At 72.1% G+C, this 18,287-nt stretch carries 21 protein-coding genes; 7 read left to right on the plus strand and 14 right to left on the minus strand.

What is annotated here, in order from left to right; all coding sequences use genetic code 11:
• Nucleotides 1-4: 4 nt before the first annotated feature.
• Both EDF42_RS01190 and EDF42_RS01195 read left to right on the plus strand, forming a co-directional pair.
• Complete coding sequence (locus EDF42_RS01190) at nucleotides 5-517, plus strand: GNAT family N-acetyltransferase (protein ID WP_123339220.1); 513 nt, start codon at nucleotides 5-7, stop codon at nucleotides 515-517.
• Between the two features lie 56 nt (nucleotides 518-573).
• Entirely contained in the window at nucleotides 574-1,431 is an 858-nt protein-coding gene (locus EDF42_RS01195; protein WP_123339221.1) for an NAD-dependent epimerase/dehydratase family protein, read from the plus strand.
• A 96-nt stretch (nucleotides 1,432-1,527) separates the two neighbouring features.
• Here the strand turns inward: EDF42_RS01195 and EDF42_RS01200 are convergent, their stop codons facing one another.
• Nucleotides 1,528-2,457: a DNA-3-methyladenine glycosylase 2 family protein gene (locus EDF42_RS01200; protein WP_123671555.1), complete on the minus strand. Its 930-nt coding sequence runs from the start codon at nucleotides 2,455-2,457 to the stop codon at nucleotides 1,528-1,530.
• A gap of 175 nt (nucleotides 2,458-2,632) precedes the next feature.
• Between EDF42_RS01200 and EDF42_RS01205 the strand changes: the two genes are divergently transcribed.
• The 5 genes from EDF42_RS01205 (at nucleotide 2,633) to EDF42_RS01225 (ending at nucleotide 7,204) form a co-directional block, all read left to right on the plus strand.
• Nucleotides 2,633-3,661, plus strand: coding sequence for a 6-phosphofructokinase (locus EDF42_RS01205; protein ID WP_123671247.1), 1,029 nt, complete (start codon nucleotides 2,633-2,635; stop codon nucleotides 3,659-3,661).
• 168 nt (nucleotides 3,662-3,829) lie between these two features.
• Nucleotides 3,830-4,807, plus strand: a complete 978-nt coding sequence (locus EDF42_RS01210; RefSeq protein ID WP_123339222.1) for an acryloyl-CoA reductase — start codon at nucleotides 3,830-3,832, stop codon at nucleotides 4,805-4,807.
• An 88-nt stretch (nucleotides 4,808-4,895) separates the two neighbouring features.
• Nucleotides 4,896-5,603 carry a GntR family transcriptional regulator gene (locus EDF42_RS01215; RefSeq protein ID WP_123294516.1) on the plus strand — a complete coding sequence of 236 codons (708 nt, stop codon included), beginning with the start codon at nucleotides 4,896-4,898 and terminating at the stop codon, nucleotides 5,601-5,603.
• A 19-nt stretch (nucleotides 5,604-5,622) separates the two neighbouring features.
• Nucleotides 5,623-6,453, plus strand: coding sequence for an ABC transporter ATP-binding protein (locus EDF42_RS01220; RefSeq protein ID WP_260212630.1), 831 nt, complete (start codon nucleotides 5,623-5,625; stop codon nucleotides 6,451-6,453).
• Nucleotides 6,454-6,595: 142 nt separating this feature from the next.
• A complete protein-coding gene (locus tag EDF42_RS01225; RefSeq protein ID WP_123339223.1) occupies nucleotides 6,596-7,204 on the plus strand; it encodes a hypothetical protein in 609 nt (202 codons plus the stop codon).
• Nucleotides 7,205-7,431: 227 nt separating this feature from the next.
• On the opposite strand, the gene EDF42_RS01230 is transcribed toward EDF42_RS01225, so the two are convergent.
• The 13 genes from EDF42_RS01230 to EDF42_RS01290 all read right to left on the minus strand — a co-directional run bounded on the left by EDF42_RS01230 (nucleotide 7,432) and on the right by EDF42_RS01290 (nucleotide 18,282).
• Nucleotides 7,432-7,896 (minus strand): DIP1984 family protein, encoded by a 465-nt coding sequence (locus EDF42_RS01230; protein ID WP_123339224.1) that lies wholly within the window; start codon nucleotides 7,894-7,896, stop codon nucleotides 7,432-7,434.
• Between the two features lie 45 nt (nucleotides 7,897-7,941).
• Nucleotides 7,942-9,273, minus strand: a complete 1,332-nt coding sequence (gene hemL / locus EDF42_RS01235) for a glutamate-1-semialdehyde 2,1-aminomutase (protein WP_123339225.1) — start codon at nucleotides 9,271-9,273, stop codon at nucleotides 7,942-7,944.
• Nucleotides 9,270-10,325 carry a porphobilinogen synthase gene (gene hemB / locus EDF42_RS01240; RefSeq protein ID WP_260212631.1) on the minus strand — a complete coding sequence of 352 codons (1,056 nt, stop codon included), beginning with the start codon at nucleotides 10,323-10,325 and terminating at the stop codon, nucleotides 9,270-9,272. The genes hemL and hemB overlap by 4 nt, the downstream gene beginning before the upstream one ends.
• Nucleotides 10,322-11,038, minus strand: a complete 717-nt coding sequence (locus tag EDF42_RS01245; protein WP_123339227.1) for a uroporphyrinogen-III synthase — start codon at nucleotides 11,036-11,038, stop codon at nucleotides 10,322-10,324. Before EDF42_RS01245 ends, hemB begins: the two co-directional genes overlap by 4 nt.
• Before the next feature lie 35 nt (nucleotides 11,039-11,073).
• Nucleotides 11,074-12,033 (minus strand): hydroxymethylbilane synthase, encoded by a 960-nt coding sequence (gene hemC / locus EDF42_RS01250; RefSeq protein WP_123339228.1) that lies wholly within the window; start codon nucleotides 12,031-12,033, stop codon nucleotides 11,074-11,076.
• Nucleotides 12,030-13,265, minus strand: coding sequence for a ferrochelatase (locus tag EDF42_RS01255; protein ID WP_123339229.1), 1,236 nt, complete (start codon nucleotides 13,263-13,265; stop codon nucleotides 12,030-12,032). The genes hemC and EDF42_RS01255 overlap by 4 nt, the downstream gene beginning before the upstream one ends.
• Nucleotides 13,262-14,005 (minus strand): hydrogen peroxide-dependent heme synthase, encoded by a 744-nt coding sequence (hemQ, locus tag EDF42_RS01260; protein ID WP_123339230.1) that lies wholly within the window; start codon nucleotides 14,003-14,005, stop codon nucleotides 13,262-13,264. The genes EDF42_RS01255 and hemQ overlap by 4 nt, the downstream gene beginning before the upstream one ends.
• Nucleotides 14,006-14,072: 67 nt before the next feature.
• Nucleotides 14,073-14,303 carry a DUF3618 domain-containing protein gene (locus EDF42_RS01265; protein ID WP_111083767.1) on the minus strand — a complete coding sequence of 77 codons (231 nt, stop codon included), beginning with the start codon at nucleotides 14,301-14,303 and terminating at the stop codon, nucleotides 14,073-14,075.
• 32 nt (nucleotides 14,304-14,335) lie between these two features.
• Nucleotides 14,336-14,794, minus strand: coding sequence for a phage holin family protein (locus EDF42_RS01270; RefSeq protein WP_123339231.1), 459 nt, complete (start codon nucleotides 14,792-14,794; stop codon nucleotides 14,336-14,338).
• Entirely contained in the window at nucleotides 14,791-15,045 is a 255-nt protein-coding gene (locus tag EDF42_RS01275) for a hypothetical protein (RefSeq protein ID WP_017887727.1), read from the minus strand. Before EDF42_RS01275 ends, EDF42_RS01270 begins: the two co-directional genes overlap by 4 nt.
• Nucleotides 15,046-15,145: 100 nt before the next feature.
• Nucleotides 15,146-16,486: an NAD(P)/FAD-dependent oxidoreductase gene (locus EDF42_RS01280; protein ID WP_123339232.1), complete on the minus strand. Its 1,341-nt coding sequence runs from the start codon at nucleotides 16,484-16,486 to the stop codon at nucleotides 15,146-15,148.
• Nucleotides 16,483-17,589, minus strand: a complete 1,107-nt coding sequence (hemE, locus tag EDF42_RS01285; RefSeq protein ID WP_123339233.1) for a uroporphyrinogen decarboxylase — start codon at nucleotides 17,587-17,589, stop codon at nucleotides 16,483-16,485. Before hemE ends, EDF42_RS01280 begins: the two co-directional genes overlap by 4 nt.
• A gap of 27 nt (nucleotides 17,590-17,616) precedes the next feature.
• Entirely contained in the window at nucleotides 17,617-18,282 is a 666-nt protein-coding gene (locus EDF42_RS01290) for a hypothetical protein (RefSeq protein WP_148053808.1), read from the minus strand.
• Nucleotides 18,283-18,287 lie beyond the last annotated feature (5 nt).

Raw genomic sequence — 18,287 nt, forward strand, 5'->3', positions numbered from 1 at the left:
TCAGATGTCGGCACTCGAGACGGAGCGGTTGCGCCTGCGGCCGTGGCGGAGCACCGACGCCGCGTTCCACCGTCGGCTCTGGGCCGAACGGGATCCACGCGTGCCGCCGCATCGACGGCTCTCGGCCGACGGACACCCCACCGTGTCCGATCTCGAGGAGTGGGCGCGCGGGTACGACCAGACGCCGGCGCCCGGTCTGCTCGTCGTCGAGCGCCGGGACACCGGTGCCGCCGTCGGCTACTGCGGCCTCGTCGCGAACAGCGTCGGTGCGCCCGACGAACCCGAGCTGGCGTACGAGTTCCTGCAGGCGTCGTGGAACCACGGGTACGCCACGGAAGCATCCGGCGCGGTGATCAGTGCGGCACGCGAGCTCGGGTACCGCCACCTGGTGTCCACGGTCCGCGACTGGAACACCGCGTCGCTCCGGGTGCTCGGCAAGCTGGGCTTCGTCGACACCGGGCAGCGTGAGCGCGACCAGGAGCACGGCGACTCCGTGCTGCTGCGGAAGGTGCTCTGAGCGGCAGCAGGCCGGGTGCGGGAGCGTCCACCAGGTGTCCGTGCCAAGGTCGACGGGTGCACAACAACGACACCGTCGTGATCGCCGGCTGCGGCGACCTCGGGACCGAGGCCGGTCTCCGCTTCGCGCGCCGGGGACACCACGTGATCGGCCTCCGACGCCGCGCCGAACTGGTCCCGGCCCCGATCACCGGCCGCAGCACCGACCTGCGGCACGAGGTCCCCGAGATCCCCGCCGACACCTCCGTCGTCGTCGTGGCCTTCGCCGCGGGCAGCCGTGACGTCGACGAGTACCGCGCCACCTACGTCGACGGCCTGCGGAACGTGCTCGACGGCATCGATGCCTCGGACGCCGATCCACGCCTGCTCGTGGTGTCCTCGACCGCGGTGTACGACGTCGACGACGGCAGCGTGGTCGCCGAGGACACCCCGGCGCACGGTGCGACCCCGACCGCCGAGGTGCTGGTCGAGGCCGAAGCGCTGCTGCGCGACCGTGCTCCCGACGCCGTGCTCGTGCGGCTGTCCGGTGTCTACGGTCCGGGCCGCGAGCGCCTGATCGACCAGGTCCGCTCCGGTTCGGCCCGGTTGGCTCCGGGTCCCTCGCCGCACACGAACCGGATCCACCGCGACGACGCCGCCGCGGCGCTCGTGCACCTGGCGACCGTGGAGGACCCGGCGCCGACGTACCTCGGCACCGACGACGAACCGAGCCGGCTCGACGACGTGCTGCGGTTCCTGGCCGAGGAGCTCGGCGTTCCCGAGCCCGTCACCGGTGACGGCGGTGCCCGGCAGTCCGGTGGTGACAAGCGCTTGTCGAACGCGCTGCTCCGGTCGACCGGCTGGGCGCCGCAGTACCCGACGTTCCGCGAGGGCTACCGCGCCGTGCTGGCCGGCGAGGGCGTCCGCCACCCCTGACCCGGCGCGACACCGGTTCTCCGACACGACACCACGTGATCACCTGGTGTCGTGTCGCGAAACAGGTGCGGACCGCAGCGGGCCGCGCGCGACCGCTCAGTGCCCGCGGTGGTCCTGGATCGTGAGCCGCGGCCCGAACGACGGTTTCCGGAACCCCGAGCCGCCGATCAGCCGCACGACCCGCTCCCGGTGCCCCCGCCACGGTTCGAGCAGCTCGAGCATCCCGTCGTCGTCGACCGGTCCCCCGGTCAGCGCCCACCCGACCAGCGCGGGGACGTGGAAGTCCCCGACGCTCGGCGAATCGGGGTCGCCGTGGGAGCGCTGCGCGGTCTCGGCAGCCGTCCACTTCCCGATGCCGGGGATCGACTGGAGCCGCGCCGACACGACCGAACCGCCGCGACCGAGCGTCAGCGTCCGTTCGAGCGCCGGAGCCACACGCACCGCGCGCATCACCGTCGCCGACCGTCCGGGCTCGATGCCGGCTCGGTGCCACTCCCAGCTCGGGATCCGCGCCCACTCGTCGGCCGTCGGCGGCACGATGAGACCGTCCGGCGCGGGGCCCGGCGCGGGCGTGCCGTACCGACGGAGCAGGTACCGCCACGCACCCCATGCCTGCCGCGAGGTCACCTTCTGCTCCATGATCGCCGGCACGAGCATCGCGACGACGGTGTTCGTCCGGAGCAGCCGGAGTCCGGGCTGCCGGTGTCGGGCCGTCGCCAGGAACGCGTGGCCGGAGACGTCGAACCCGTCCCAGTCGTCGCCGCGACCGAGCATCTCCGGCGCGTGCTCGACCGCCCACGAAGCACCGTCACCCCACGCCGAGACCGCGATGGTGTCGCCGGCCGGCCGGATCGCGACGGCAGCGGGGCCGGTGGGTGTCCGCAGGGCGAGCCACACGACCGACCCGACCACCTTGTAGGCGGGGTCGCCGGTGCCGCGCTGCAGGGGCCGCAGGGTCGACGCGACGTTCACCGGGCCTCCCGGTCGGTACACGGTGTCGACGCGAGACGCATCGCCGGACGCAATGGGAGCACCAGACGCATCGACGGACGCACCGGCAGACGCGTCGCCGGACGCACCGGCGGACGACGAGGCGGAGTCGAGCAGGGTCACACCGGGATGGTAATGCGCAACCACCGTCAGTCATGATGGTCGCAGTCCCCCACGACCCCCACCCGCACCACCCGACGACGGAGTTCCCATGCGCATCGGCATCCTCACCTCCGGAGGCGACTGCCCCGGCCTGAACGCGGTCATCCGCGCGGTCGTCCTCAAGGGCATCGCCATCCACGGCCACGAGTTCGTCGGGTTCCGGGACGGCTGGCGCGGCGTCGTCGACGGCGACATCGTCCCGCTCGGCCGCAAGGACATCCAGGGCATCGCCAAGCAGGGCGGCACGATCCTCGGCACCAGCCGCACGAACCCCTTCGAGGGCCCCAACGGCGGCGTGGAGAACATCTCGAAGACCCTGGACCGCCACGGCATCGACGCCATCGTCGCGATCGGTGGCGAAGGCACGCTCGCCGCGGCGAAGCGCCTGACCGACGCCGGGCTGAAGATCGTCGGCGTCCCGAAGACGGTCGACAACGACCTGGGCGCCACCGACTACACGTTCGGTTTCGACACCGCCGTCGCGATCGCGACCGAGGCGATGGACCGCCTCCGCACCACCGGCGAGTCGCACTCCCGCTGCATGGTCGCCGAGGTCATGGGGCGGCACGTGGGCTGGATCGCCCTGCACTCCGGCATGGCCGCGGGTGCGCACGCGATCCTGATCCCGGAGCAGAAGACGAGCATGGAACAGATCGCGAAGTGGGTGCGTGCCGCCTACGACCGAGGTCGTGCACCGCTCGTCGTGGTGGCCGAGGGCTTCGTCCCCGACCACGAGGACAACGCGCACACCGAGCGCGGGCTCGACGCCTTCGGGCGTCCGCGGCTCGGTGGCATCGGTGAGCGGCTCGCGCCCCTCATCGAGGAGATGACGGGCATCGAGACGCGCGCCACGACCCTCGGGCACATCCAACGCGGTGGCACGCCGACCGCGTACGACCGGGTGCTGTCGACGCGGCTCGGCCTGGCGGCCATCGACTCGGTGGTCGAGGAACGATGGGGCCGGATGGTCGCCCTGAAGGGCACCGACATCGTGCACGTCTCGTTCGACGAGGCGCTCGGCGAGCTGAAGACCGTGCCGCAGGCGCGGTTCGACGAAGCCGCCATCATGTTCGGATGAGCGCTGGCCGGTGAGCGCTCGCCGGAGCGCTGGCCGAGGGCGTACCTGACCGTTTCGGGCGTACCTGGTCGTTTTTTCCGACCCGGTACGCCCGATTCCGCCAGGGATCGCGCGCGTTCTGGGAAAGAACGGACCGCTGGCCGGGAGGCCCGGGGTAGCGTCCGGCGCATGACCCGCGCCGTAGTCGTGTCCAGTTCAGCCCCGCCCACCGTCGCCGACGTCGACCTGCCTGATCCGACCGAGGGCGAAGCCCTCGTCGACGTCACGTACTCGAGCGTCAACTACAAGGACGGCCTCGCCCTCGCCAGGAACCCCGGCGTCGCGCGGGTCGACCCGCTCGTGCCCGGCATCGACGTCGTCGGCACCGTGTCGGCGCTCGGACCGGGCGTGCACGACGTGGCGATCGGCGACCGAATCGTGCTGAACGGTGCCGGACTCGGCGAGACCCGGCACGGTGGCTGGGCCCAGCACGCCGTGGTGCCGTCCGGTTCCCTCGTGGTCCTGCCCGCGGCGATCGAGGACTCGTTCGCGGCGGCGATCGGCACGGCGGGGTTCACGGCGATGCTCAGCGTCCTCGCGCTCGAACGGTTCGTCGAACCGGGTGCCGGGCGGGTGCTCGTCACGGGTGCGTCCGGCGGGGTGGGGACGGTGGCGATCGCCCTGCTCGACGCGCGCGGGTACGAGGTGACCGCGTCGACCGGACGGAGCACCAACGAGGCCTCGCTCCGACGCCTCGGCGCGACCGAGGTCGTGGACCGGGGTGCCCTGTCCGAGCCCGGCAAGCCGATGCAGCGTGCCGCGTGGGCCGGCGCCGTGGACAGCGTCGGCGGGGCCACCCTGGCGAACGTGCTGGCCGGCACCCGGTGGGGTGGAGCCGTCACGGCGTGCGGGCTCGCGCAGGACTCCGCGCTGCCCACGACGGTGCTGCCGTTCATCCTGCGTGCGGTGTCGCTGCTCGGCATCAACTCGGTGGACGCCCCGTCCGAACTCCGGCACCGGGCGTGGGAGCGGTTGGCGACCGATCTCGACCCGGCGCTGCTGGCGGGTGTCACCCGGACCGTCACCCCGGAGCAGGCGATCGAGATCGGCGTCGAGGTGGTCGCCGGTCGGGTGCACGGACGCACTGTGGTCGACGTGCGTGGCTGATGTTCTGGGATGCTGTTATTCCGCAAGCGATTGCATATTGACACGTTAGGGTTTGGATACCAAACGTCCGTGACACGAGGAGTCCGTCATGCCGGTACCCAAGTCGACCGTCGAGAACTCGCCGCGCAAGCTGCTCCGCGACGTGGTCCTCGAGAAGATGTTGGCCGCGATCCAGGACGGCACGCTGCAGGCCGGCGAACGGCTCAACGACGACGAGCTGGTCCAGTGGCTCGGGGTCAGTCGCACGCCCATCCGTGAGGCGATCGCCAAGCTCGTCGACTACGGCTTGGTCGAGATGGAGGCGAACCGGTACACCCGGGTCGCGTCGCCCACCGCCAAGCAGTTCGACGACACCATCCAGGTGCTCGCCGGTGTCACGGAGCTCGCGGCCCGCTGGGCCGTCCCGAAGCTCGACGACGCTGCGGCCACGCGCCTCGTCGACACGCTGGAAGCCCTGCGCACAGCCGCCGAGCAGGAGCGGGCCGGCGACGTCTCGACACAGGTCGGCGCGGTCGTCACCCAGTTGATCGGTGCGGCGGACAACGACCTGCTGGTCCAGCTGTCGACCTCGCTGCTGCCCCGCGCGAACTTCCTCGCCCTGACCCACCAGAGCGGCATGTTCTGGGACGTCAAGCACTTCGTCGACCCGCTCCGTGCGGCGATCTCGAAGCGCGACGGCGAAGCAGCGGCCGCGGTGATCCGTTCGCTCAGCAGCACCGTCGAGGAGCACACCGTGCAGGCCCGCGCGTTCGTCGCCGAGGGCGGCGCCCTGGCGGACGGCACCGAACGGCGCTGACGTCGGCCACGATGGAGTCGTGACCGACACCGACCAGTCCCGCGCCGCGGGCGTCCAGTTCCGCGCAGACGGCGTCCTGCTCCGTGCCGAGGGCGTCCGTGTGACGCGCTCCGGCCGCGACCTGCTGCACGACGTCGACCTGACCGTCCGCCGCGGTGAGCACTGGGCGCTCCTCGGACCGAACGGCGCCGGCAAGTCGACGCTGCTCGCGGTCCTCGGCGCGACGGGCCACCCGACCGCGGGCTCGGTCGAGGTGCTCGGCCGGCGCCTCGGACGCGTCGACGTCCGCGAACTCCGTGAGCACATCGGCCACGTCGACCCGCGGCACCGGATGCTCTCCCCGCTCACCGTGCTCGAGACGGTGCTGACCGGCCTGACCGGCACCACCGACCTCATGATGCGGTGGGAGCCCACGGCCGCGCAGGTCGCACTCGCCGAGCAGCACATCGCCGACGTCGGGCTCGCCGCACGACGCGACGCACGCTGGCCCGTGCTGTCCCAGGGCGAACGCGGACGGACCCTCATCGCACGGGCGCTGATGTCCGAGCCGCAGTTGCTGCTGCTCGACGAACCGGCGACCGGACTCGACGTCGCCGCGCGCGAGCACCTGCTCGAGACCGTCGACACGCTGCGGCACCGACACCCCGAGCTCGGCAGCGTCATGGTCACGCACCACCTCGAGGACCTGCCGGTGTCGACCTCGCACGCGATGCTGCTCCGTGACGGTGCCGTGGTGGCACAGGGCACGGCGGACGAGGTCATCACGTCGTCGGCGGTGTCGCACGCGTTCGACTTCCCGCTCGCGATCCTGCGCTCCGAGGGCCGCTGGGCTGCACGCCGTTCCGCCTGAGACGGCGCGGGGGTCGGACAGGCGCGTTGCGGCGCCCCGGCCTGTGCTTGGATGGTCGCTCAGGTGACTGCGGCCCGTGTCGGGGAGGGACCCGGCGCCGGACGACGGTGTCAGGCCGCGCACTGCAACGAGGGGGAACACCATGACGACCACACCGCCGCCCTACCCGGGGTCCGAGCCGCAGCCGAACGCCGGCCCGCAGCAGCCCGGCCCGCAGCAGCCCGGCCAGCAGCAGCCCGGCCAGCAGCCCTGGGCGCAGCAGCAGCCCGGCCAGCAGCCGTACGCGCAGCCCGCTCCCGCCGGAGCCCCGTACGCCCCGCCGCCCAAGCAGTCCCGTGGCAAGCGCGTCCTGATCTCGCTGCTCGGCGTCGTCGTCGCCGTGGTCGTCGCGTTCCTGGTCCGCCAGGCGCTCACCGCCGCGTTCAGCGACTCGACGGAGGAGAAGGTCTCGAAGGCCGTCGTGCAGATCCGCGAGCAGAGCGACCTGCCGAAGCAGGTCGACTCGGTGACGTCGTGGACGGGCGTCGAGGCCGAGGGCAACGCGATCCACTACGACTACACGGTGTCGTCCAGCGTCGACCCGGCCTCGATCACCGAGAGCGCCATCCGCGATTCGGTCGGCCCGACGCTCTGCTCGAACAGCGACACGAAGGACCTGCTCGATGAGGGCGTCGACATGCGCTACACCTACGCGTTCGACGGCACCTCGAAGACGCTCGACACGACCTTCACCAAGGCCGACTGCTCCTGACCCGTCGAGGGTGGGGCGGCGCTGTCCCCTGTCCCGCCCTCGTCGGTCCGGTCGGTACGCGGTTGTGCGTGGTGCGGTGTGCACCGTACCTGGTGCGCCGTACTGGGCTGCGATGTGCACGGCTCTCGCCATGGCGCTGCCCACTGCGCCGACAGGTGACCGGGTTGCCCGCCGGTCGTCGGGTCCGTACCCGCCCCGGTCCGTCTACCGACGCACCGCCCCGCTGCTCAGTCGACCAGGGTGACCTCCCAGTTGGTGCGCTGGACGACCGCGTCGAGTTCGCGGATCTCCTTCGCCAGGGCGTCGGCACGCGACCGGAGCTCGGCGGTCGGCAACGCGGCGAACGTGCGGAGTTCGCTGCGGAGCTGTCGGTACCCGCCGTTCGTGCCGGCCGTGGCGTCCGCCGCTCCGGTGACGAGCGCGTGCCGCAGCCGCAGGGCATCGCGTCGGGCGAGCAGCGCGGTGACGGTCTGCCCGGACGCCACGGTGGTGCTGGCGTTCGTCGCGTTGATGCGGGCGAGCAGGACCTCGAGCGCGTCGATCGACCGCTCGGCCTCGGCGAGGAGCTCGCGGGCGTCCTCGTCGGGCTCCTCACCCTCTTGGTAGCGGGCGTTCGCGGCGATGCGGCCGCGCAGTTGTTCGATGCGCTTCTGCAGGTCGGCGCGCTCGATGAGGGCCTCGGCGAGTTGCATGTGGCCAGTCAACCAGCCGCGGCTCCAGCACGGAGCACCCGCCCCCTACGCCGCCGCGGCGGCCGCTGCCTTCGCTGCTGCGGGCAGCGCGTCGAGGATCCGCCCGACGGCCCGCTCATCGTGGGCGGCCGTGACGAACCATGCCTCGAACACGCTCGGCGGCAGGGTCACGCCGGCGTCGAGCATCGCGTGGAAGAACGGGGCGTACCGGAACACGTCCTGCGCCCGCACGTCGTCGTAGTTCCGCGGGGCGGTGTCCGTGAAGGCGAACGAGAACAGGTTGCCGGCGCGCTGCACGGTGTGGGCGACGCCCTCGGCCGACAGTGCGTCCGACGTGGCCGCGGAGATGACCGAGGCCGTGCGGTTCAGCGACTCGTACACCGACGGCGTCGCGGCCCGGAGCGTGGCGATGCCGGCGGCGACCGCGAGCGGGTTGCCGGACAGGGTGCCCGCTTGGTACACGGGGCCGAGCGGGGCGAGGAAGTCCATGACCTCGCGTCGGCCGCCGAGCGCGGCGAGGGGCATGCCGCCACCGATGACCTTGCCGAACGTGATCAGGTCGGGCTTCCACCCGGCGCCGTCGGGGACGACCTTCGACGCCTCGAGGCCCCACCAGCCGGCCGACCCGACGCGGAACCCGGTCAGGACCTCGTCGACGATGAGCAGCGCCCCGTGCGCCTGCACGATCTGCGCGAGCGCGCGGTTGAACCCGCGCTCGGGAGCGAGCACGCCCATGTTCGCCGCGGCGGCCTCGACGATGACGCCGGCGATGCGCTCGGAGTGCTCGTCGAACGCTCGGCGGACGGCGTCGAGGTCGTTGTACGGCAGCACCAGGGTCTGCGCCGCGGTCTCCTCGGTGATGCCCGCGCTGCCCGGCAGGGCCAGGGTGGCGACACCCGATCCGGCCTCGGCGAGCAGGGAGTCGGAGTGCCCGTGGTAGTGCCCGGCGAACTTCACGAGCAGGTCGCGGCCGGTGTAGCCGCGGGCCAACCGGATCGCCGTCATCGTGGCCTCGGTGCCCGTCGACACCATGCGGAGCTTCTCGATGGGGCCGTCGCCGTCGACCGACACCCGCTGCTTCACGAGCTCGGCGAGCTCGGTCTCGCCCGGGGTCGAGGCGCCGAAGGACAGTCCCCGCGCGGCGGCCTGCTGCACGGCCTCGACGGTGCCGGGGTGCGCGTGTCCGAGGATCGCGGGACCCCACGACGCCACGAGGTCGACGTACTCGCGCCCCTCGGCGTCGGTGACGTACGCGCCCTTCGCCGACACCAGGAAGCGCGGGGTGCCGCCCACCGATCCGTAGGCACGGACGGGCGAGTTCACGCCGCCGGGGATCGCGTTCTTGGCGCGGCCGAACAGCTGGTCGTTCGTGGTCATTCGGGGGCCTTCCCGGTCGAGGCGATGCCGGCGACTGCGGCGGTGGTGCCGGAGGTGCGGAGACCGGCCTCCTGGTTGAGCTTCCGTGCGATGTCGACGGCGAAGTAGGTCAGGATCGCGTCGGCGCCGGCACGCTTGATGCCGATGAGCGACTCCATCGCGGCGGCGTCGCGGTCGATCCAGCCGTTCTGTGCGGCTGCCGTGATCATCGCGTACTCGCCGGAGATCTGGTAGGCCCAGACCGGCACGGGCGACGTCGCAGCGGTCTCGGCGAGCACGTCGAGGTAGCTCATCGCCGGCTTCACCATGACGACGTCGGCACCCTCGTCGACGTCGAGCGCGACCTCGCGCAGCCCCTGTCGACCGTTGGCGGCGTCGATCTGGTAGGTCCGCCGGTCGCCGACGAGCGACGACGAAACGGCCTCGCGGAAGGGGCCGTAGAAGGCGGACGCGTACTTGGCCGCGTAGGCCAGCAGCGCGGTGCCGGTGTGACCGGCGACGTCGAGCGCGTCACGCGCGGCGGCGATCTGGCCGTCCATCATCCCGCTCAGGCACACCAGTTCGGCGCCGGCCTCTGCCTGAGCGACCGCCATGTCGCGGTACCGCAGCAGGGTGGCGTCGTTGTCGACGGAGCCGTCCGCCGCCAGGACGCCGCAGTGGCCGTGGTCGGTGAACTCGTCGAGGCACAGGTCGGACTGCACGACCAGCTCGTCACCGACCTCTTCCTTCGCCACGCGGATGGCCACGTTGAGGATGCCGTCGGGGTCGGTCGCCCCGGATCCGGTGGCGTCCTTCGTGGTCGGGACGCCGAACAGGTTCACGCCGCCGATCCCGACCTCCGCGGCCGTCACCAGGGCGCGACGGAACGAGTCGAGCGAGTGCTGCTGCACGCCCGGCATGCTCGAGATGTCGACGGCGTCGGTGGCGCCCTCGCGGATGAACATCGGCAGCACGAGCTCGGCTGGGTGCAGCCGGGTCTCGGCGACGAGCCGTCGCATCGCGGGGGTGGCACGGAGTCGACGGGGGCGGACCTGGGGGAAACGGCCGGTCACGGGTGGCCTTCCTGTTCGGGGGCGGTGGGGTTCAGGGCCTCGACGACGGCGTCGAGCAGGGCTTCTGCGGACCGGGTGGGTCCGATCACGTGGACCGGCAGTCCGGCTGCGCGCGCGTCGGCGGCGGTTCCGGGGCCGATGCAGGCCACGAGGGTGCGGGGGTCGAGCGGGGTCATCCGGCGGGCGATCTCGCGGGCGACGCTGCCGCTCGTCACGAGCACCGCGTCGGGCACCGCGTCGAGGGTGATCGGCTCGTCGCCGGTCCCCACGGTACGGTACGCGACCACGTCGTCCACGTCGATGCCGCGGGCCCGCAGCCCGTCGACGAGGGTCGGCGCGGCGATCTCGGAGCGCGGGAAGAGCACGGTGCCGTCGGTGTCCGGCAGCGCGTCGACGAGGGCAGCGGCCGAGGCCTGCTCCGGCACGAGGTCGACGACCCAGCCCGCAGCACGCGCGGCACGGGCTGTCGGCTCACCGACCACCGCAACGCGGACACCGGACGGGAGGCCCGCCACGCGTTCTGCGAGCACCGTCACGGCCGTCGCACTGGTCACCACCACCCACGCGTACCCGGCCATGCGGGCGACGGCACGGTCGAGCGGGCCGCAGTCGAGCGGCGGCTCGGTGGTGATGATCGGGACGACCCGCGGGTCGAGCCCGCGCTGCCGAGCCGCCGTCGCGACGCGCTCGCCCCACGCGCCACCCCGGGGGATGACGACGACGGGAGCGGGCGTGTCCGTGACGGGCTCTACTTCACCGAGTCGGCGAGGTCCGCCAGGTCACCGGCACCGTTCTCGAGCAGCTCGGCGGCCACGCGGCCACCGACCTCGAGTGCTTCGGCAAGACGGTCCTGCGCGGATCCCTCGAGCACGGCCGCGTGCGACGCCGTGCGGTACTCGGCGCCGTCGGGGCTGTAGACCGTAGCGGAGACGAGCAGGAGCTCGGCGTCCACGACCGCGGTCGCACCGATCGGGGCGGAGCAGCCGGCCTCGAGCTTCGCCAGGACCTCGCGCTCGGCCGACACCGTCAGGCGGGTCGGGGCGTGCTCGATCTTGCGCAGTGCGGCGAGCAGGTTCGTGTCGGTCTCAGCAGCACGGGTCTCGATCGCCAGCGCGCCCTGCCCCGGAGCACTCGGCCAGAAGCCGAGGTCGAGCAGTTCGGTGGCGGCCGACAGCCGGTCGATGCGGGTGAGCCCGGCGGCGGCGAGCACGACGGCGTCGAGGTCGTCGTCCACCCGGCCCAGGCGGGTGTCGATGTTGCCGCGGATGTCGATGACGTCGAGGTCGGGGCGCTTCGCCTTGAGCTGCGCGACGCGACGCGGTGAGCCCGTGCCGACCTTCGCGCCCTCGGGCAGGCTCTCGACGGTCGCGCCGTTCCGCGCCACGAGGACGTCGCGGGCATCGGCACGCTTCGGCACGGCAGCGATCGTCAGGCCCGGGTACGGCGCGGTCGGCAGGTCCTTCAGCGAGTGCACCAGGACGTCGACCTCGCCGGCGACCAGGGCTTCGCGCAGGGCGCTGGCGAACACACCGGTGCCCCCCAGTGACGCGAGCGAGGCGCGGTTCGTGTCGCCCTCGCTCGTGACCGTGACGAGCTCGACCGGACGACCGGACGCCGCTGCCAGGCGGTCGGCGACGTCCTGCGACTGCGCGACCGCGAGCCGGCTGGCGCGGGTGCCCAGCCGGATCGGGGTCGGTGCGTCGGTCACGGGGCGACGCCGGCGGCGGCGGGCTTGAAGCCGGCGCGGACGTTCTCGCAGCAGCCCGGGCGGCACACGTCGTACCAGGGACCGATGTCGGTCAGGTGCGGACGCTCGCTGGTGGGGGTGCCGTTGACGCGCTCGAGCACCAGGTCGACGAGACCGGAGACGTAGGCCGGGTCGACACCGGGGGTCTGCGTGCGGACCGACCAGAAGCCGAGCTCCTGCGCGGTCTCGGTGGCTTCCTCGTCGAGGTCCCACATGACCTCCATGTGGTCGCTCACGAAGCCGAGCGGGACGATGAGCACGGCGCGGGTCGAGCCGCCCTTGAGCTCCTCGTTCATGTAGTCGTTGATGTCGGGCTCGAGCCACGGCTGCGTCGGGGGGCCGGAGCGCGACTGGTACACGAGCTTCCAGGCGGGCTTGGACGTGCCCTGCAGGTGTGCGTGCTCGGGCTGCTCGAGCAGCTCCGCCCACGCCTGGTCGAGGACGACCTGCGCGACGGCGAGGTGCTGGGCCTCGTAGGCGCCGTGCTCGTCGAAGCCGCGGTAGTCCGGGCCGGACTTCGCAGCGTCGGTCGACGGGATCGAGTGCGTCGAGAACAGCACGTGCAGCTCGGTCGCGACCTCGAGCCGAGCGTTCTCGGCGATGGCCTTCGCCATGCCGTCACGGACGCCGTCGACGAACGGGCGGACGAAGCCGGGGTGGTCGAAGAACTGCCGGATCTTGTCGATCTCGATGGTGCCGAGCAGACCGGTCTCGTCGAGCACGCGCGCATAGTCCTCGCGGTACTGGCGGCAGCTCGAGAACGACGAGTAGGCGCTCGTGGCGATCGCGATGAGCTTGTTGTAGCCCTTGTCCGCGGCCTCGGTGAAGGCCTGCTCGAGGTAGGGCTCCCAGTTGCGGTTGCCCCAGAGCACCGGCATGTCGATGCCACGCGAGGCCAGCTCGGCCTCGAGCGCCGCCTTCAACGCGCGGTTCTGCGCGTTGATCGGGCTCACACCGCCGAAGTGCCGGTAGTGGTGCGCGACCTCTTCGAGCCGCTCATCGGGGATGCCGCGGCCGCGGGTGACGTTGCGCAGGAAGGGGATGACGTCGTCCTGGCCCTCGGGGCCACCGAAGCCGGCGAGCAGGATCGCGTCGTAGGCGGTCGGGACCTCGACGTGCTCCGGGCCGGAAGCGGCCGCGGGGGTGGCGGCGAGGACGGGCTGACCGTTCGTGATCAGGCTGGTGTCGGTCATGACAGCACCTCCGGGAGTTCGGCGGTCGTCACGCGACGACCCGTGAAGAAGGGGACCTCTTCGCGCACGTGCAGACGGGCCTCGGTGGCACGCAGGTCGCGCATGAGGTCGACGAGGTCGACGAGCTCGGGGCTCTCGAGCGGCAGGATCCACTCGTAGTCGCTCAGGGCGAAGGTCGCGATGGTGTTCGTCAGGACGCGGCGGTACTTGGCGCCGGCGATCCCGTGGTCGCGCAGCATCTTCGAGCGCTCGTCCTCGGGCAGCAGGTACCACTCGAAGGAGCGGACGAAGGGGTACACCGTGATCCACGCCTCGGGGTCCTTGCCGCGCAGGAACGCCGGGGTGTGCCGCTTGTTGAACTCGGCTTCGCGGTGCATCGCCATCACGTGCCACACCGGCTCGGTGTCCTGGAACAGCCCGGTGCGGCGGATCTCGCGCAGCACGGCCTGGATGACCTGCGCGTCGTCGCCGTGCAGCCAGATCATGACGTCGGCGTCGGCACGGAAGCCGGAGACGTCGTAGAAGCCACGGACGGTCACCCCGCGCTCGGCGGCGGACGCGACCACGGCGTCGAGCTCGGCCACGGCGTCGTCACCGACGCGGTGGACCGGGCCGAGCGGCCTGCGGAACACGGCCCAGAGGGCGTACGCCGTCATGAGGTTGGGATCGATCCCGATCGCAGGGTCGGTCTCGTGCGGAGAGGTGTGCGCGGATGCAGGAGCGGGCGCGTCGGAACTCATGGGTCCTTGTCCTATCGGTTGCCAGGGTTGTGGCCGCCCCGCACCCGGTGGACCGCGCTCGGGCGGTCTACCGCCGTCGGAGCACCATCACGACGATACCCCCGACCACCGCTACTCCGGCTGCGAGGCCGGCCAGGTACGGGACCGGCTTCTCGTCGATGCCGCGCTTGACCTTCGACGCCGCGATGCCGATCTGCTTCGGCACGTTGAGCTTGTCCTCGATCGCGTCGAGGGTGTCGAACAGCTGGGCGCGGGTCGCGGCGACGCGGTCTGCGAGATCGTCGTGCGGATCGGTCACGGTTCCTCCGTCGGTGGTGCGGCTGTCGGGGCTCAGAACCGGCCGCCGACGTCCGGCTTGCGGCTGCCGTACTGGCTCGGCGGAGTGGGCTTCTTGCCCATCCCCTTCACCGCGTTGATGTCGTTCTTGACGCTGTCGATCGTGCGCTTCGGCGTGATCGGCAGGCCCTTCTTCAGGCGCTTCCAGCCGATCCACCCGAGGATGGCGGCGACGATCAGCATCACCACGGCGATCACGAGCGCTGCGAGCCAGGCCGGCATCACGGTCGCCAGGCCCATCACGGCGGCGGTCAGGAGCACGCCGATCGCGTAGAGCACGATGACGAGTGCACCGACCAGCAGCCCCGCGGCGAGCCCGAAGATCTTGGCCTTCGTGAGCATCTCGGCCTTGAGCAGGTCGATCTCACCCTTGACCAGGCCCTTGACGAGCTTCGGGACGTCGCCCACCAGACCGAACAGCGAACGCGACTTGCGGTCGCGGGTGTCGGTCATGAGGTGGTGGTGTCCTTCTTCTGGCCGACCTTGCGGACGGCCTTCTTGGTCGTCTCACCGATGAACTCGGCGACGTCCGGGGTCTTGTCGGCGATGAAGTCCTCAGCGACGTGCACGCCCTTCTGGACGCCGTTGCTGTTCCAGACCTTGCCGCTGACGGTCTTGATCTGCTCGTACCGCGCCCGTCCGGCTCGCGATCCCAGGACGTACCCGAGTGCGGCGCCGGCGACGAACAGGAGCTTTCCGCGCATGTGCGATTCCTCCGTTGGTTCAGTGTGCGGTGGTCATGCGCCGAACGGAATACGTCCGACGGTCTCACCAACAGTAGCCCCCGGGCGGTCTGGGGTCCGCTCAGGAATCCAGGATCTGTCCAGCGGCGGTGCGGGCGGCCGCGATGATCCCGGCCAGGCCCCGTCCGGTCGCGACCTCGCCGACACCGACGACCCCCGCTCCGAGACCGGCAGCGGTCAGGTCCGGACCGTGCCAGCGGACGCGCGCAGCACCCACGACGTGCGCCGCCGTCAGGGGGACGCCGAGCAGCGTGGCCGCGTCGTGCAGCGCCCGGGTGCCGACGGGTCCGTCCGGGTCGACCGGGAGGCTCGTGGCCGCGTCGTCGGGACCGCTCGCGCCGTGCGCGCTGGTCGCGTCGGCCGGCGTCGCGTAGCTCAGGCGCAGCACGTGGCGGCCGGCAGCCGCCTCGGCGAGCCACGGCCACTTCACCGTCGCGTGCGTCAAGGCCTTCGCCGACACGGCCTGCGCGTCCGGGTGCACGAGCATCCCGGTTCCGCGGGGGGCTGCGTCGAGCTCGGGCTGGTCGACGACGAGCGTGACGAGCTCGATCCCGGTCCGGTCCGGTGCCGCGGTGCGCTCGGGGTCGGGCACCGACGACAGGGTGTGCTGGGCGGGCAGGCGTTCGACCGTGCCGTCGACGGAGACGACCTCGACCGCGTGCGCCTCGATCCGGGTCGCCCGGGTGTGCAGCCGGACGTCGACGCGGTAGGTCTCCATGTCGGCGACGAGTTCGTCCACGAGCCGGACGATCCCGCCGCGGATCCCCTGCACCGGGGTACCGGCGGCCGCGCGGGCCCGGAGTGCCAGGACCGCGCGGGCCAGCGAGCCCTCGCGGAGCAGTGCCGCGCGGAGGCCGGGAGCCACTCGCTCCGGGTCGAGCTGGTCGGGGTGGGTGGAGTGCACGCCGCCGGCGATCGGGACGACCAGGTCGTCGAGGACCCGCTCCCCCATGCGCCGCCGGACGAGTTCGCCCAGGGACTCCGCCTTGGCGCCGACCGGTCCGGGCAGCAGCGAGTCCATCTGTGCGCGGAGCCCGCCCTTCTGCCCGACGACGGCGAGCACGTCGGCGGCCATCGGGGTGCTCGGGATGCCGAGGAGCCCGGTCGCGGGGATCGGGGACGTCCGACCGTCGCGGGTCATCAACCAGGCACCGCGCGGGTCCGGGGCGACGACGTCGTTGCCGAGCCCGAGTTCGATCGCCAGTCGGCCGACGGCGTCGGTGCGGGTCGCGAACGAGTCCGCCGCCATGTCGAGGTCGATGCCGCCGACCGTGTGCCGGCGGATCATGCCGCCGAGCACCCCGGACGACTCGACCAGGACGACGTTCGCACCACCCTTCGCCAGGTCACGGGCGGTGACGAGTCCGGCGATGCCGCCGCCGACCACGACGACGTCGGTCACGCGGCAGACCCGTCGCCGAGCGAGTGGACCAGCTCGACGACGCGCGTCAGCACCGTCGGGTCGGTCTCCGGCGGCACACCGTGGCCGAGGTTCACGACGTGGGCGCGGGCGGCGCCACCGCGGCGGACGACCTCGCGCACGTGCGCTTCGAGGACCTCCCACGGGGCCGCGAGCATCGCCGGGTCGATGTTGCCCTGCACGCTGACGCCGGTGCCGACGCGGCGGACGGCATCGTCGAGCGGGAGCCGCCAGTCGACCCCGACCGCGTCGACGCCGATGGTGTCGGTGCCGAGCGTGGTCATGTCGGCGAGGACCTCGCCGCTGCCGACGCCGAAGTGGATGCGCGGTACGCCCAGGTCGGCCACGTGGGACAGCGACTGCGCCGAGTGCGGTGCGACGTACCGGACGTAGTCGGCGCGCGACAGGGATCCGACCCACGAGTCGAAGAGCTGTGCGGCCGAGGCCCCGGCGAGCACCTGGGCCCGCAGGAACACCCCCGACACCTCGGCCGCCCAGGCCAGCAGCCGCGACCACGTCTCCGGCTCGGCGTGCATGAGGGTGCGGGCGCGGATGTGGTCCTTCGAGGGGCCGCCCTCGACCAGGTACGCGGCGAGCGTGAAGGGTGCGCCTGCGAATCCGATCAGCGGGGTGTCGCCGAGCTGCTCGACCGTGCGGGCGACCGCCTGGCGGATCGGCTCGAGGGCCGCCGGGTCCAGCGGTTCGAGGGCGTCGACGTCCGCCGCGGTGCGGATCGGTGAGCCGAGCACGGGGCCGCGACCGGGGACGATCTCGACGTCCACGCCCGCGAGCTTGATCGGCACGACGATGTCGCTGAAGAAGATGCCGGCGTCCACCCCGTGCCGGCGGACGGGCTGCAGCGTGATCTCCGACGCCATCTCGGGGTCGAGGCACGCGTCGAGCATGGCAGTGCCCACCCGGAGCTCGCGGTACTCGGGCAACGACCGACCGGCCTGCCGCATGAACCACACCGGCAGCGTCTCCGGACGGTCACCCCGCAGGGCCCGGACGAGCGGCGAACCCGACGTACGCCCGGAGACGAGCGGGTGCGAGGCGGGGAGGGCGGTGGTCGGTGCGTCGGTCACCGGACGATTCTCCCACCGGCTGCCGGGTCAGATCTTCGGCGGGCTGACGATCGGCGCGTCCCACTCGGGGAACGGCGGGTACACCCCGGGCAGCGACTCCTCCGGGTAGTTCCGCTCACTCCGCCCAGCGACGGCTCCTCGCAGTGAGCGAGCGTCGTTGGTCCAGAACGGTTCGCTGTACACGTCGAGCGAGTACCGGCCGTTGGACTGCACCGTGTAGAACACCTGCCACCCATCCCCCGTCACACCCCGAACGTCGTGGTCATCGCCCAGCGTGCGGTCGTACACCTGCCAGCCCTGCGCGGTGAAGTACTCGACCATCGGCTCCAAGTCCGCTGGCGCACCCGACGCACCACTCGGCGACCACAACCGGGCGGTGTGCAGGAAGTAGCTGTTCTCGACATCCGATCCGCGCAACGGCACGACACCCTCACCGCCACCCGGAACGCGGTCGCCACTGTTCCACTCCCATGCACCGTCGTACACCTGCACCTGCGCGTCCTCGAGGATCCGCTGCATGTGGCCGTACCGATCCCGGTACCGGTCGTACTCCTCGTGCAACGACAACCGCGCCACGTCAGCCCGGGTCATGCCCGCTGCGTCCTTCTGCATCTTCGTCCCTCCCACCCCACACCCCGACAGCACGACCACCACGACGAGCGCGGTGACGACGATGCGGAGTGTGCGGTGCATGGTGT

The organism is Curtobacterium sp. PhB172 (assembly GCF_003752545.1).
GTDB lineage: Bacteria > Actinomycetota > Actinomycetes > Actinomycetales > Microbacteriaceae > Curtobacterium.

Coding starts and splice junctions, on each gene's coding strand:
- EDF42_RS01190 (WP_123339220.1), top strand. CDS start 5: ATGTCGGCACTCGAGACGGAGCGGTTGCGCCTGCGGCCGTGGCGGAGC.
- EDF42_RS01205 (WP_123671247.1), top strand. CDS start 2,633: ATGCGCATCGGCATCCTCACCTCCGGAGGCGACTGCCCCGGCCTGAAC.
- EDF42_RS01210 (WP_123339222.1), top strand. CDS start 3,830: ATGACCCGCGCCGTAGTCGTGTCCAGTTCAGCCCCGCCCACCGTCGCC.
- EDF42_RS01215 (WP_123294516.1), top strand. CDS start 4,896: ATGCCGGTACCCAAGTCGACCGTCGAGAACTCGCCGCGCAAGCTGCTC.
- EDF42_RS01225 (WP_123339223.1), top strand. CDS start 6,596: ATGACGACCACACCGCCGCCCTACCCGGGGTCCGAGCCGCAGCCGAAC.
- EDF42_RS01230 (WP_123339224.1), bottom strand. CDS start 7,896: ATGCAACTCGCCGAGGCCCTCATCGAGCGCGCCGACCTGCAGAAGCGC.
- hemL (WP_123339225.1), bottom strand. CDS start 9,273: ATGACCACGAACGACCAGCTGTTCGGCCGCGCCAAGAACGCGATCCCC.
- EDF42_RS01255 (WP_123339229.1), bottom strand. CDS start 13,265: ATGACCGACACCAGCCTGATCACGAACGGTCAGCCCGTCCTCGCCGCC.
- hemQ (WP_123339230.1), bottom strand. CDS start 14,005: ATGAGTTCCGACGCGCCCGCTCCTGCATCCGCGCACACCTCTCCGCAC.
- EDF42_RS01270 (WP_123339231.1), bottom strand. CDS start 14,794: ATGACCGACACCCGCGACCGCAAGTCGCGTTCGCTGTTCGGTCTGGTG.
- EDF42_RS01275 (WP_017887727.1), bottom strand. CDS start 15,045: ATGCGCGGAAAGCTCCTGTTCGTCGCCGGCGCCGCACTCGGGTACGTC.
- EDF42_RS01290 (WP_148053808.1), bottom strand. CDS start 18,282: ATGCACCGCACACTCCGCATCGTCGTCACCGCGCTCGTCGTGGTGGTC.